Annotated in this window: 11 protein-coding genes and 1 tRNA gene; 4 read left to right on the forward strand and 8 right to left on the reverse strand. The window is 58.6% G+C overall.

The genetic code is table 11. The features are described 5' to 3' along the window. A partial coding sequence (gene glyA, locus AC2FF8_RS13375; RefSeq protein WP_496879919.1) for a serine hydroxymethyltransferase occupies nucleotides 1-901 on the forward strand: 901 nt, incomplete at its 5' end. Nucleotides 902-1,174: 273 nt separating this feature from the next. Here glyA and AC2FF8_RS13380 read toward each other — a convergent pair. Beyond that, complete coding sequence (locus AC2FF8_RS13380; RefSeq protein ID WP_496879920.1) at nucleotides 1,175-1,549, reverse strand: hypothetical protein; 375 nt, start codon at nucleotides 1,547-1,549, stop codon at nucleotides 1,175-1,177. Between the two features lie 91 nt (nucleotides 1,550-1,640). On the opposite strand from AC2FF8_RS13380, the gene AC2FF8_RS13385 reads away from it, so the two are divergent. Then, a complete protein-coding gene (locus tag AC2FF8_RS13385; protein WP_171638111.1) occupies nucleotides 1,641-2,399 on the forward strand; it encodes an alpha/beta fold hydrolase in 759 nt (252 codons plus the stop codon). Here the strand turns inward: AC2FF8_RS13385 and AC2FF8_RS13390 are convergent, their stop codons facing one another. The 6 genes from AC2FF8_RS13390 to AC2FF8_RS13415 all read right to left on the reverse strand — a co-directional run bounded on the left by AC2FF8_RS13390 (nucleotide 2,400) and on the right by AC2FF8_RS13415 (nucleotide 11,102). Further along, the gene (locus tag AC2FF8_RS13390) at nucleotides 2,400-2,585 is read right to left on the reverse strand and encodes a hypothetical protein (protein ID WP_496879921.1); all 186 of its coding nucleotides are present in this window, start codon (nucleotides 2,583-2,585) and stop codon (nucleotides 2,400-2,402) included. It lies immediately after the preceding gene. 93 nt (nucleotides 2,586-2,678) lie between these two features. After that, the gene (locus AC2FF8_RS13395; protein WP_257600286.1) at nucleotides 2,679-3,056 is read right to left on the reverse strand and encodes a rhodanese-like domain-containing protein; all 378 of its coding nucleotides are present in this window, start codon (nucleotides 3,054-3,056) and stop codon (nucleotides 2,679-2,681) included. Nucleotides 3,057-3,135: 79 nt separating this feature from the next. Further along, the gene (locus AC2FF8_RS13400; protein WP_170345107.1) at nucleotides 3,136-4,488 is read right to left on the reverse strand and encodes an HlyD family type I secretion periplasmic adaptor subunit; all 1,353 of its coding nucleotides are present in this window, start codon (nucleotides 4,486-4,488) and stop codon (nucleotides 3,136-3,138) included. A 2-nt stretch (nucleotides 4,489-4,490) separates the two neighbouring features. After that, nucleotides 4,491-6,554: a type I secretion system permease/ATPase gene (locus AC2FF8_RS13405; protein ID WP_496879922.1), complete on the reverse strand. Its 2,064-nt coding sequence runs from the start codon at nucleotides 6,552-6,554 to the stop codon at nucleotides 4,491-4,493. Between the two features lie 193 nt (nucleotides 6,555-6,747). Then, on the reverse strand, nucleotides 6,748-8,688 hold the full coding sequence (locus tag AC2FF8_RS13410) for a type I secretion protein (RefSeq protein WP_480685467.1): 1,941 nt from the start codon (nucleotides 8,686-8,688) through the stop codon (nucleotides 6,748-6,750). A 131-nt stretch (nucleotides 8,689-8,819) separates the two neighbouring features. After that, nucleotides 8,820-11,102: a hypothetical protein gene (locus tag AC2FF8_RS13415; protein WP_172978466.1), complete on the reverse strand. Its 2,283-nt coding sequence runs from the start codon at nucleotides 11,100-11,102 to the stop codon at nucleotides 8,820-8,822. A 762-nt stretch (nucleotides 11,103-11,864) separates the two neighbouring features. Between AC2FF8_RS13415 and AC2FF8_RS13420 the strand changes: the two genes are divergently transcribed. Then, nucleotides 11,865-12,455, forward strand: coding sequence for a helix-turn-helix transcriptional regulator (locus tag AC2FF8_RS13420; RefSeq protein WP_496879923.1), 591 nt, complete (start codon nucleotides 11,865-11,867; stop codon nucleotides 12,453-12,455). Continuing rightward, nucleotides 12,448-12,945: a hypothetical protein gene (locus AC2FF8_RS13425; protein ID WP_170345102.1), complete on the forward strand. Its 498-nt coding sequence runs from the start codon at nucleotides 12,448-12,450 to the stop codon at nucleotides 12,943-12,945. Before AC2FF8_RS13420 ends, AC2FF8_RS13425 begins: the two co-directional genes overlap by 8 nt. Nucleotides 12,946-13,052: 107 nt before the next feature. On the opposite strand, the gene AC2FF8_RS13430 is transcribed toward AC2FF8_RS13425, so the two are convergent. Beyond that, nucleotides 13,053-13,138: transfer RNA gene (locus AC2FF8_RS13430), tRNA-Leu, on the reverse strand. Between the last annotated feature and the right edge of the window lie 37 nt (nucleotides 13,139-13,175).

Below are 13,175 nucleotides of genomic sequence, written 5' to 3' on the forward strand. Positions count from 1 at the left end.
CCACCTGACCCACGGTGCGCGGCCCAACCAGTCGGGCAAGTGGTTCAACGCGGTGCAATACGGCGTGCGCCAGCAGGACAACATGCTGGACTATGATCAGGTCGAGGCGCTGGCGAAAGAGCACCAGCCCAAGCTGATCATCGCCGGTGGCTCGGCCATCCCGCGCCAGATCGACTTTGCCCGCATGCGTCAGATCGCCGATATGGTGGGCGCCTATCTGCACGTGGACATGGCGCATTTCGCCGGTCTGGTCGCGGCGGGTGAACATCCCAGCCCGTTCCCCCATGCGCATGTGGCGACCACGACGACCCACAAGACCCTGCGCGGCCCGCGCGGCGGCATGATCCTGACCAATGATGAAGATATCGCCAAGAAAGTGAACTCGGCCATCTTCCCCGGCATTCAGGGCGGCCCGCTGATGCATGTGATCGCGGCCAAGGCCGTGGCCTTTGGCGAGGCCCTGCGGCCCGAGTTCAAGGACTATGCCAAGCAGGTGATCGCCAACGCCCAAGCGCTGTCGGATCAGCTGATCAAGGGCGGTCTGGACACGGTGACCCACGGCACCGACACCCATGTGGTGCTGGTCGACCTGCGCCCCAAAGGGGTGAAAGGCAACGCCACCGAGAAGGCTCTGGGCCGGGCGCATATCACCTGCAACAAGAACGGCGTGCCGTTTGATCCCGAAAAGCCGACCATCACGTCGGGCATCCGTCTGGGGTCGCCCGCCGGCACCACCCGCGGCTTCGGCGAGGTCGAATTCCGCCAGATCGCCGACTGGATCATCGAAGTGGTCGACGGCCTGGCTGCCAATGGCGAAGACGGCAACGGCGCCGTCGAAGCCAAGGTCAAGGCCGAAGTCGCAGACCTCTGCGCCAAATTCCCGATCTATCCGAACCTGTAACTGGTCCACCTTCCAACACAGAACGGCGCCATGAGGCGCCGTTTTATTGCGTAAGATCTCTGAAAACGTTCTGGATCTCGCCCAGCGCAAATCCGGTGTTTTGGGCAAGGTCCCGGCCCCCAAAGTCGCCCGGGCCATTCTGGTCAATACGCGCTTTTTCCGCCTTGATCCGTTTTTCGTACAGCTGTTCACACCGGATCCGTGCATTCGATGTCATGACACCCACGGATTTGCGCCATGTTCAGACCTTGGCGCGTTGTCCAGAATCCATGGTCAGATCAAGCCGCGCCACCACAGAAAAACCAGCAAAAGTGTCGTCAGAGCCAGCATGTTGAAGGCCAGCCCCCCCAGCAGGCCAAGGAACCACCCCCATCTGCGATCCGCAAGATTGATGGACCCCAGATGTTCCTGCACCACGTCGGATGCCTTGATCAACCTGGGGTTATCCAGAACCAGCCTCAGTTTGGGATGAGACGCCATCGCCTCGGCCCGGGCCAGAATCAAGGCTTGGTTGTAGACGCGCCGCGGCAGTCGGCGCTTGGCCTTGCGGATCGATGCCTCGAGCGTCGTGTCGCGCACCCCGAGCTTTGCGCGCAGCAACACAACCGTTTCGGCGATCCGGGTCTGAATGTCTGGGTCCTGCGACATTGGTGGCCTCCTGCCGTGGCAATCTAACGGCAGCGTCAATGACCTACAATGGGGCTGGCCGTTTCCGGCGGTGACTTGTATCACGCGGTACATGCTGAACACCATCATACATGGCGAACCAACCGCCCGACCGCCCCTTGTCATTGCCCACGGCCTGTATGGATCGGCCCGAAATTGGGGCGTGATTGCCAGACGGTTGTCGGACGAGCGGCAAGTTGTGGCCGTCGACATGCGTAACCACGCCTACAGTGCGTGGGATTCTTGCCATGATTATCCTCACCTGGCGCAGGATATCGCCGAGGTCATCGAACGGATTGGCCGGACGGCGGACGTACTTGGGCATTCAATGGGCGGCAAGGCCGCGATGACACTTGCGCTGCAACACGGCGCGCTGGTGAACAAACTGGTGGTCGCAGATATTGCGCCGGTGAAATACACGCACAGCCAAATTCAGTTCATCGAGGCCATGCGTGCCGTGGATTTCTCGCGCATAGCGCGCCGCTCGGATGCCGAGCAGCAATTGGCCGAGCAAGGCGTTGAAAAAGCATTGCAAAGCTTCTTCACCCAATCGCTGGACATCAAGGGAAAGCGTTGGTTGCTGAACCTGGACGTGTTGGCGGACCAGATGCCAAATATCATGGGCTTTCCCGAGTTGGACGCCCAGTGGCAAGGCCCCGCGCTGTTCCTGTCAGGGGGCGAGTCAGATTATGTCTTGCCGGAACATCGAGCCAAAATCCGCGCACTGTTCCCCGGCGCGCGATTTGCCAAGATCCCCGGTGCCGGTCACTGGCTGCACGCCGAAAAACCGCGCGAGTTCGAAGCTGCCGTCAGGACCTTCCTGAACGCCTGATCAAGCGCCTTGATACAGCCGCTTGGCCACCATCCAAGATGCCGGGGCGGCGATTACGGCCCCCGCGGCCGCAGCGCCCACAATTGCGCTGACGGACATCATTCCAGCCGAAAGCACGGCGATTACGGCCGAACCGGACAGAGCAGTTGCAATCAGTGAATACAGCATAGCAGCAAGGCGAAACATGGCCGGGCTTTCCTTTTGATGGCTTCCGGCCAAATATTTCACGATTCGAATATGTTGCGCTTTGATTTGTGTCAGATGCAGACGGTTCCGAAGCTAGGATTTGGCGATTTCACCGCCCCCATTCACCCAGTCCGTCAATCCCCCAAGATTGTACACCCTCTGGTATCCCATATCCTTCAGAAGTTTTCCGGCCAAGGCCGCGCGCCCACCCGATGCGCAGTACAACACTATGGGGCGATCCTTGCGCAGTTCAGGGTCATGTGATTGCAATGTATCATCTGCCCGAAACTCCAGCATGCCACGAGGTATGTGATGCGCCCCGGCGGCGCGGCCCGTCTGTTCCAGCTCATTCGCATCGCGTATGTCCAACAGCAGCCCCCCCTGTTCGGTCATCGTCTTTGCCTGGGCTGCATCGACACGTTCGACCACAGCGTTGGCCGCCTCCATCATCTCTTTGACCGTCACCGTCATACGAGTTCTCCTTTACGTCACCGCGCAGAGGTTAACATGCGAATTCCGGAAGGTCCCGACATGGAGGGGAACGCAGGTGTTACTGCTCGCGAAACGCGCGCGACATGCTGTCTGATACCGGTTTGGCGATATAGGCCGCAAAGGTGCGTTCTTCGGTTTGGATCATGATTTCAGCGGGCATGCCCGGTGTCGGAACAAAGCCGCGCACGCGCTGCAACTCATCCGGGGTCAGTGAGACACGTGCCAGATAGACCTCCTGCGGAACACCGGTCGAATCCTCAAGCAGTGAATCGGCCGAGATATAGAAGACCTCGCCATACAAAACAGGCGTCGTGCGTTGGTTCAATGCGATCAGGCGGACTGTGGCGGTCTGCCCCGTGACAACACTGTCAATCTCGGTACGCGGAATCTGTGCCTCGATGATCAGGGGCGCATCCGCGGGCAGGATCTCGGCTATCGGTTCCCCGGTTTCAATCACACCGCCCGGCGTATGATAATGCAATCGCACGACCGTTCCTGTCACCGGTGCGCGCACCACGGCCCGATCAAGAACGCTGCGGGCCTGACGGGATTTTTCACGGACGCTTTCCAGATCGGCTTCGATCACGCCCAGTTCGTCCAGTGCGGCCTCACGATAGGCGGACCGCGTACGCGCAATCTGTTCGTCATATTTCAGCAGCATCTGGTTGATTTCAGCGGCTTCCGCCTGCAACCGGGCCTGCTGCCCTTCGGCTTCGGCCTGGACACGACGGATGGTGTTCAGCTCTCCTTTGCGGACAAGGCCCTTTTCGAACAGTTGGTTTTTGGCCTCAAACTCCTCCTGCAAAATCTCGGCACGCCGGGTCATGCTGTCCAATTGCGCCTCAAATCCACTGGATCGGATTTTCAGCGCTTCCATGTTGCGTTCCAGCAGCGCCAAGTCATTCAGCAGCGTCTTGCGCGACACATCGAAGCTGAGCTTTTGCCCATCCAGAATGGCCAATACTTCAGGATCTTCGGATGCTTCGACAAGCTCTTGCGAAAACACGAGGCGGTCGCGTTCCCCGTACTCGGCCAGCAACCGCTCGGTCATGGCCTGAAGGCGCAGCTTGCGAATAAACAGCTCACGCTCATTGGCCTGGGCCGAGGTCTGGTCCAGGGTCATCAGAACCTGACCAGCCTGAACCGCCTGACCTTCCACAACCTTGATGTCTTCGATGATGCCGCCTTCAAGATGTTGGACAATCTTGTTTCGGCCCGTGGCAACAAAGCTGCCTTGCGCGATGACCGCTGCGGCCAGCGGGGCACTGAAAGACCAGACCCCGAAACCACCGAAACACACGACAAGCATGACCAGCCCGATCACCATCAACCTGTTGATCGAGCGTGGAACCTCGGCATACCAGACTTCTGGATCATTGGCTGAGTTGTTCACAGGTACGAGGTTATTCATGGTCAGCCCCCCTGCTGGCCTTCAATTCCAGTCTGCCTGCGCGGCCCGTTGAGCTGCTGAAGAACCTGATCACGCTGACCGAACAGGGCCACGCGCCCGTCAGTCAAAAGCATGATCTTGTCGACAACACTCAACAACGTTGGCTTTTGCGTAATGACGACCACGGTGATCTTGCTTTGACGCGCCTGTTCGATCGCACATGCCAGCGCCTTGTCCCCCGCGACGTCGAGATTTGAATTCGGTTCATCCAGCACAACCATTCTGGGGTTGCCGAAGAACGCCCGTGCCAGTGCGATACGCTGCTTCTGACCACCGGACAAAGGCGAGCCATCAGCGGCCACCACGGTCTCATATCCCTGCGGCAGCGTTGCAATCATGTTATGAACATCGGCCAAAACGGCGGCATCATGGATCTGTTCGTCAGTGGCATCCGCCCGCATCCGGCCGATATTGTCCTTGATCGTGCCCGGGAACAGCTGAACATCCTGCGGCAGGTAGCCGATGCTTTCGCCAAACTGGCGCGGGTCCCAGTTTCGGATGTCCATCAGGTCAAGCCTAACGCTGCCCGATGTGGGCAGGATGGATCCCACCAGAGTTTTTCCAAGCGTGGTTTTCCCCGCACCGGAATTGCCGATGATGGCCAATGTTTCGCCGGGAACCAGTGAGAACGTGATGCCGTTCAGAACCACGCGCTTGGTTCCGCCCGGTACATAGAGCAGGCGTTCGACATCCAGACGACCTTCGGGGCGTGGCAGACGCAGTTTTTCGTATTGCAGGGCCGAAGTCGACAGCAGCGCCTTGATCCGGCCATAAGCTCCGCGCGTCAGCAGGTAGCTGTTCCATCCTTCAATCGAACCTTCGATTGGCGCAAAGGCACGCCCGGCAATGATCGAGGCCGCAATCACCATACCGCCCGTGATCTCTCCTTGCAGCGCCAGAAACGCGCCCCAACCCAGAATTCCGATCTGCGTCAAAAGGCGAACGGCGCGCGAGATCGAAGCGAAGATCACGTTGCGGTCCTGTGCCCGCACCTGCCAGGTCAGGGATTGGGCAGTGTCCCGCCCCCAGATCCGCACGGCCTCGGGGATCATTGCCAGGGCGTTGATGATCTGGCTGTTGCGAGACATCGAATCCAGATGCAGGTTTGCCATGGACTGTGCCTTGTTGGCCTCGGCAAACGGCTTGGCAGTCATTTTCTGGTTGATCAGCGCAATCGTCATCAGGATCAGCGCAGTAACCACCACGATCATGCCCAGTTCCGGATGCACCAGGAAAATCATCAGAATGAACAGCGGCGCAAACGGCACGTCCAGAAACGAAAGCAGCGTGCCCGAGACCAGAAAACCACGAAGCTGTTGCAGATCGCCCAATGTCTGATACTCGCGCCCGTTTCCATGCAGCGACGCATGGGCCGCCGCGCTCAGAACCGGTGCGCCCAGCCGGGCCGCCACTTCAACCCCCGTCCGCATGAGCATGAACCGCCGCACGGCATCAAAAGCTGACTGGAAGACCACTGCCCCTGCAACGATGGCCGTCAACATGATCAGCGTATCCAGCGACCGGCTGGTCAGAACCCGGTCACTGATCTGGAACAGATAGATCGGGATCGCCAGGATCAGGATGTTCGTAGCGCAGGTCAGGACCAGAACAAAAGCAAGATTGCGCCGGATCGCCCGCATCGAAACGCGCAATGTGCGCTGGAAGTCTTCGGGCGGGGTGCGTTTGTGGAAGGTTTGGGGTGGCCCGTTCCCATCACCGCCGCCGGAATTCGTTTGCAACAGTGGCTGGTTTGCCTTGGCCTCGATCGTGGTGCCTATGCCGTTCCCACCGGAAGCGCGCGCAGAGGGGGTCTTGCGCGCTGTCGAGTCCCCGGCAGATGCCGGATCCGGGCCGTCGGCGTCGGCCACCCCATTGCCGCCACCCGCCGGGTCTTCATTTTGCGCGGGTTGCGGTTGCGCACGCTGACGGGGAGGATCAGCGCGCCGTTGTTCGCGTGAGCGTTTTCGGTCTTCGGATTGCTGTGGTAGTTCGGTTTCAACCGGCGAATCTGGATCTGACACAGACACGCGCATCTCCTGCGTCAGGTGCAACCGGGCTTTGGCCCGTCGTGTCGCGGGATCTGCCACACCGTCTGCGCGCTGGCGCTTCGGGCCCAAACCGCCCTGCCTGTCCAGGGGACTGGATAAGAGTGGGCGGCGCGACGAAAAAACAATCGACATATACAAACCTTCTGGTCACTCGATAAAAACTTGGGGGGGGTCAGGCCAGCATGGATTGCAGGCCGTCATCTGGTGTCGTTGTGTCAGTGGATTGTGCGTGCAGTGCCAGGGCCGCATCCGGTTGCGGCACAGACATGTCCGCCATGATTGCGGCGATCGCCTCGTTGGTCATATCTGTGATTTCCTGGTTGTCTGGCACGTCGATCAGGCTGGCCTGATGAAGCAGCAGGTCGGAGTAAGATCCGTCAGCGGCCATTACCGTCGAATCCACGCCCATTTTGGTCAGATTGACCGAGTTCAACAGGGCGTTGCTGCCTGCAACGACCTCGGTATCGGCGGCACTGGGACCGGACAGGTCAATTTGATCCTGATCCAGCATCATGGTGACCTGTTCAACGATGTTCACCTGCAACAAGTCTCCGTCGATCTTGAGCACGCGCATCTGTTCCATCCCTGCGAACAGGGGATCGTTGAGCAGCGCGTTCTCCAACGCATCCATGTCCGTTTGATCAAGCGCCATGGCGTCGGACAGGTTCTGTTGCAGACCCTGATGTGTATCTTCGCCTATCGTTTTGACCGACGCGTCATTCATGATCACGTTGTCATCATCTCCGGCCATTGCGCCGGGCATACCGCCGCTGATGATATCGTCATCCATCAGGACGTTGGTCTGGTACAACATGTCCACGGAAATCATATTCCCGTCGATCATGATCAGGTCGTAAAAACTGCCCAGCTGCACGATGTCGGTGACATTGAACATTTCGTTGTCGCCCAACGCGTACAATGTCGATGCGGCCGAAATCTCGGTCTGTATGTTGTCGATATCCGTGCCGTCGATAACTTGTTTGACGAAGTTGGCCACAACCAGATCACCGTGGACCCAATCCACAACAATGAACTCAGGTTGTCCGGTTGTTCCGGCGCCATTGTCCAGCCAGGGGGCATCTCGGCCTTCGACTTCAATCTTCGAGGACTGAATCACGTTGGTGCCGCTGCCCGTTCCCGGCGCCCCCACATCCCAATCTGAAACAAGCGCAACCTGGCTGATGGCGGTCAGGCTGATCGCCTGTCCTCCGACGGCGATATAGGGGGCATCAACCCAACCCACAGATGCCGAAACGGCATTGATCGCAAGGTTTCCTCCGGTCACGACCAGATGTCCGTCATCAAAGTCAGGATCTTTCGACTGATCCCACTCGGCCGGAAGCATGGACTCGGCCTCATCCTCTCCGGCTTCCTCCGGTTGATGGAACGCAGGCAGGATGTCTGTCCATACCGGAGCGTCGTCAACGTACTTGCCGTTCACGATCACCCCCAACGCATCATCCCCATGAAACTGATGTACCGTGACCCCGTCGATATTCGCGTTTGCCGGGGCCGTCATCTGTTGGGCCAGCGCCTCGAGCATTTCGGTCGACTTGTAATCCGCGAGCGAAAGCGAAGGGGCTGCCACGGCATGAAGCGACAGCGCCATGTCCAGCATCTCTTCGCCTTGGGCGATCAGCGCCTCGGTATCACGAAAGTCCCCTTCCCCCACCGTGTCGTTGTCGCGCATGACCACCTTTTGCACGGTGAACGTCATTGCCGACCCCAATGGCACCGTATCCGGTCGAAGAATGATCAGTTCAGGTGCGGAAGACGGGCCGGATATGCTGTCTGGAACAAATCGCGCGGACTCCGCGCTGTCACCGTTGAGGATGATGACCGCCTCGTGCACCGGCCCGACAGGAGCTTTTGGCAACGGCAGCTCCGGCTGAGAGGGAAGAAAATTGAACGGCAGGGCTTTGTATTCGCCCGCCGGGATATCCAGATCAGCTTTGATGTGAATCGAGGTTGGCTCGTCAAGCCCGTCTATTTCAGCTTTCCGCCTCAGGGCGCTGAACTCCTCGTACTGATCCCGCAGGCGGGCTTGTTCTATCGTAAGCTCAAAAGTTCCAACAAAATGCGCTATCGTTTCCGTAATACCGTCAAGTGCCATGTCGGTTATCCTTTTTGCCCGCGGCGGCTCGTAATTACCGCTTTGGGTTCAGTTGGGCCGGGGCCGCGTTTTGCGGCCCCGGCATTTTTGAAAGGTAGCAAGGCCCGAAAATGCGAGCCCCGCCTTTTGACTTAAACGTCAGTGTCGTCGCTGGCGTGGGACATGGTCATCGAACCACCCACCATGGTCGTATCGACCGTGTTGCCCAGAACGTTGGCGCCCATGATGATCGACTGGTTGAACGCAGACGTATCAACGACAGCCGCAGCCGATGCATAGGACTCGCCGGTTACGATACCATCGCCACCATTGTTCGCGCCCCAGGCACCACCATTGCCGCCGGCACCACCGTCACCTGAATAGGCGCCGCCACCGTTACCACCGGTGATCATGCCACCCATGGTATCGCCTGACGTTGCAGTGCCCATCGAAGCCCCGCTGGTTCCGCCGTCCGCGGCGGATGCGCCACCGGCACCACCGTTACCCGAGTCGGCCGCACCAGCTGCATCGCCAGAGCCAGTCGATGTGGCATCATTGTCGGAACTGCCTTCGCCACCGTATCCGGCAATTGCTTCGGCCAGGCTGTCAGCCGCACCGTTTGTGTCGGCATCTCCGAAGATGTCGGCAGCTCCGCCGCCGCCTGCGGTATTGGCCGCGTCGGCAGACCCGGCTCCGTTGCCGGTAGACGATGATGTCGGCGTCGTGCTGCCGCCCGCGCCGCCGTCGCCGTCGGCAGCCGATGTTCCGGTACCGGCCGCATCCGCTGCGCCATCTGCTGCGTTCGACCCGCCGTCACCGCCGCTGCCGTCGGTGTCCTGCGAGTTGCTGGCCGCACCGTTCACGTCGCCTGGGCTCTGGTCGATGTCCGGCCCGCTTGCCGACTGATCGCCAACACCCTGAGCATCGGAATCCGCGTCAGCGGTCCCACCCGAACCGTCGCCGCCCGAGCCGTCGCCACCCGAACCGTCGCCGGCCGTGCCGTCGCCACCGGTGCCGTCACCGCCGGTTCCGTCGCCGCCTTCGCCTGCTTCGGCGTCAATCATGCCCAACTCTTCCTGAAGAGCCATGATTGCAGCTTCGACCATCGCGCCGAATCCACCTTCGCCGTCGCCGCCGGTGCCGTCGCCACCGGTGCCGTCACCGCCAGAGCCGTCACCGCCGGATCCGTCACCACCGGTTCCGGTTCCGCCAGAGCCGTCAGCCGAACTGTCCGCGCCGCTGTCAGCAGAGCCATCCGCAGTGTTGTCACCCGCAGTGGCATCATTTGCATCGGTGTTGCTGTCGCTGGTGTTCGAAGCCGAACCATCTGCCGCAGCATTACCGTCGCCACCGTCCGCGCCGGACGCGTCCGCGGCGTTATCTGCCGTTCCGGTACCCGTTCCCGTCGAGTCAGAGTCGCTGTCGCCGCCGTTTGCGTTACCGGATGCATTCGAACCGGACAGACCCAGGCCCAGGCCCAGACCAAACGAATCCGCGCTGCCGCCGGCTCCGCCGGTTCCGCTGCCATCGGCACTTGTGCTGCCATCGTTGTCAGATGACGCGGAACCATCCGCGGCACCGCCATCTCCTCCGGCACTGTCACCGTCGGATCCTGCGCCCGCCATACCAACACCGTTGCTGGCATTGCTTGCGTCACCGGTCGATCCGCCCCGGCCGCCGCTGGAATCGGCATCGGCACTGCCGGTATCGCCGCCGTCAGCCCACGCGTGGCTGCCCAGCGTCGATGAATCGGCCGCGCCGCCGTAACTGGTTCCACCGTCGCCCGATTTTCCACCGCCGGCATCCGAGCTGATACCTTCAGCCGCAGTAGCAGTACCACCATTGGCATCGCCGTTCTGGTAGAAGTCGGCATTGTTGGATACGCTTGGTGAGTCCAACGTGTCATCATCACTCAGACTGGCGACCTGGCTGTTCACGGATGACATCGCTGTTCCGGCGCCATCCATCGAGACATCCAGATTCATGTCATCGCCTGGATCATAGGTCAGATCGCGACCAGCAGTGATCACGTCACCCACTGTCGCCGAGTCGCCTAGGTCCAGATCAACCTGATCATCGTCGCGCGGAATCCACTCACCGCCGCCGAAATCGATGTTGATTGAGTTGCTGTTGGAGTTGTCGTTGGTGTTGTCGCCGGCATTAAGCGTCTGGTCCTGATCCTGACCCTGGTCCTGATCCTGACCCTGGTCCTGATCCTGACCCTGGTCTTGATCCTGACCCTGGTCCTGACCCTGATCCTGGCCTTGCTCGTTGGCGTTTTCTACATTTTGGTCCTGCTGCTGTTGCTGCGCAGTCACGTCGGCTTCGACAAGGGCCTCATCAACCTGAATTTCAACATCCACCGGAGCTTCGAGGTTTTCGACTACAATTTCGTCAACGGTCGTTACGTTTGTATTGTTTACATTACGTCTCATAACAAATTCCCATTACTGGAACGCCTGACCGCCATTCATCTACAAAGCGGCAACGGGCGTGATTGAAACTTAAATACCCGCACAGCGTTCAAGCACGCTGAATGCGGTCCACGATTGTTTTCCTGAGGCCACCTCCTTTCCCGGCTAAGCCGAATTCGCGGCCGTTCACAATCGATGCTGAAATACGCAAGGAACGGGCGCGGCAGGGACAGACGCTTTCACAATTAAAGCCTGACCATGTTTGCAGCGACGCACGCTTGCGACTAGCTAACTGAAAGTTCTGATATGGATAACATGTTGTATTTTATGTTTATTTTAAAAAACCGCGAAACTATTCCCGGCCTGGATCAAAAAGTTCTAAACAAGAAAAACAACAAAAAATAATGCAATTGTTTCCGCCAGTTACACAATGAAAAGCCGAAAAACCTAAACAATAGTTCTATATCTCGGGCACTTGAACTATACCGTCTGGTTGTAGAAAATCACGTTTTCAGCTACAATAAATCTTACGTAATTCTTTGATTAGTTAACTACTTTTGCACCGGCAATTCCATTTCGATAAAGCCATTTCCGGTTAACCCCGTTTTGTGAGGGAATATAATGAGTGAGTCTTTGAACAATGAATCTGGCAATCAGAGTCTTTATTCAGAAGATTTTTCGATTGTCTTCCTCGGGAAAGAACTATTCTATTCAAATCAAACCCTAAGAAGCGTTCAAACTGAATTTGGCGTCCGCGCTTTTCGCTTCGAAACACTCGAGGCCATGCGCTCACATGTTCCGGACAGCGGCAAGATCGTCGTCGTGGATCAGATGTTGATCGAGGACCTTTTGGCGCGCCCCGATGCATACTCCAAAAGTGCAGGTTCCGGCTGTCTTGCCTTCGCCTATCGCAAAGAGGATTCGGCCCGACACCTGTTCGAAGACTGGAACCGCGCGCAGTTTGGAGATGTAGGCTTTCTGCCGATGAATGTCGCGCCGGACGCGTGGCGTGCCATCCTCAGATTGCTGATGCACGAGGAACTGTATCTTCCCAGCTTCCTGGCTGACTGTGTCTCATCCCCTTGTCAGCGCGCGCCTGAAAGACCACGGCAACGGGAAGCCATTACATCCAACGGCGCGGATCGGCATGCACAATACTCCAAGCTGACACGCCGCGAAAAACAGGTTCTGCAACTGGTCTCAGAAGGCAAAAGCAACAAATTGATTGCGGCCAAGCTGGGCATCACGGAACACACGGTCAAGCTGCACATGCATAACGTTGTCGGAAAGATCGGCGTCAGCAACAGGACTGCGGCTGCTCATTTCTATTTCGAGGTAGCGCCTCACGAGGCGCAGCAGACCGCCCTTGACTGATCCGTTCGAAGCCCGGTTCGACCGCCTGATCCTTTTGGTCGGCAGGCTGAACTATATGTGGACAAATACCGAAAGCCTGCTGATCCACCTGATCGCCGGCCTGACCGGAACGTCCAAGGACGTGGCCGTAATCATCTTTTTGACTTTGAACACCACCCGCGCGCGAATAGATCTGGTTGAAAGACTTGCAAAAATGGAAGGGCGCCCTGCCCCGGTTCGCGATCCGATCCTTGAACACACGCAAAGGCTGGCCAAGCTTTCCGGCATCCGCAACAAGTACAACCATTGCATCTATTCCTTCGACCCAGAAAGCGGAAACCCGAAAACGATCCTCATGCGGATCGCTGACCGCAAAACCGACATAAAACTCGGCCGCGAGGATACCGTCGACGACGATGCTCTGCTCCAGATCGAAGCAGTCGTTGATCAGCTGTCAGCCGCAAACAGGGACATTTGGAAACTGATCCGACAATTGGGATTTCCGGTTTAGGGTCGGTTGCACAGCAGAGTTGAGCGGGGCCTTCGCAGCACGCGAGCATCCCCCACGGCGCGTCCTGCCACGCGCCCATAAGTCACGGCATTTTTTGAAAATTTTTGTGGTGCGGGCGGTGGGACTCGAACCCACACGGGCATACGCCCTTCAGATTTTAAGTCTGATATGTCTACCATTCCATCACGCCCGCACGGCGCAGCCCCTGGGGCCGTGCAATTTCCTTACAA

Source organism: Ruegeria sp. YTSA144 (assembly GCF_059610125.1).

Coding starts and splice junctions, on each gene's coding strand:
- AC2FF8_RS13380 (WP_496879920.1), bottom strand. CDS start 1,549: ATGTCGCAGGACCCAGACATTCAGACCCGGATCGCCGAAACGGTTGTG.
- AC2FF8_RS13385 (WP_171638111.1), top strand. CDS start 1,641: ATGCTGAACACCATCATACATGGCGAACCAACCGCCCGACCGCCCCTT.
- AC2FF8_RS13390 (WP_496879921.1), bottom strand. CDS start 2,585: ATGTTTCGCCTTGCTGCTATGCTGTATTCACTGATTGCAACTGCTCTG.
- AC2FF8_RS13395 (WP_257600286.1), bottom strand. CDS start 3,056: ATGACGGTGACGGTCAAAGAGATGATGGAGGCGGCCAACGCTGTGGTC.
- AC2FF8_RS13400 (WP_170345107.1), bottom strand. CDS start 4,488: ATGAATAACCTCGTACCTGTGAACAACTCAGCCAATGATCCAGAAGTC.
- AC2FF8_RS13410 (WP_480685467.1), bottom strand. CDS start 8,688: ATGGCACTTGACGGTATTACGGAAACGATAGCGCATTTTGTTGGAACT.
- AC2FF8_RS13415 (WP_172978466.1), bottom strand. CDS start 11,102: ATGAGACGTAATGTAAACAATACAAACGTAACGACCGTTGACGAAATT.
- AC2FF8_RS13420 (WP_496879923.1), top strand. CDS start 11,865: ATGCGCTCACATGTTCCGGACAGCGGCAAGATCGTCGTCGTGGATCAG.